Genomic DNA, 281 nt, shown 5'->3' on the forward strand with positions numbered 1-281 from the left:
TAATGTTAAGACTTTTGGCACATCGTAAAGAAAGAAGTGCAGACTCGATCCTAAATGCGATGAAATCGACAAGCCCAATTGGGTGACAATCTGAGTTGCCAACCAATCAAACGGATAAAAAAGCTCGAACATAACTTTGCCTGTTTAACGCTGCAATAAGGGCTGAATTTGTTCGGGACTGATTACTTGACCTTTGCTGACAACTTTGCCATTGATTATCATGGCGGGAGTAGACATCACACCTCGTTTAGCAATTTCGATTGGGTCGGTAATATGTGAAA

The 281-nt window shown here is 41.3% G+C and carries 1 protein-coding gene; it reads right to left on the reverse strand.

Features of this window, described 5'->3' with window-relative positions; all coding sequences use genetic code 11:
- Positions 1-144: 144 nt before the first annotated feature.
- The gene (locus ABF638_RS38440) at positions 145-273 is read right to left on the reverse strand and encodes a thioredoxin family protein (protein WP_435027962.1); all 129 of its coding nucleotides are present in this window, start codon (positions 271-273) and stop codon (positions 145-147) included.
- Positions 274-281 lie beyond the last annotated feature (8 nt).

It is taken from the genome of Nostoc sp. CALU 1950 (assembly GCF_051172895.1).
In the GTDB taxonomy this organism is placed as follows: Bacteria; Cyanobacteriota; Cyanobacteriia; order Cyanobacteriales; family Nostocaceae; genus Nostoc; species Nostoc edaphicum_A.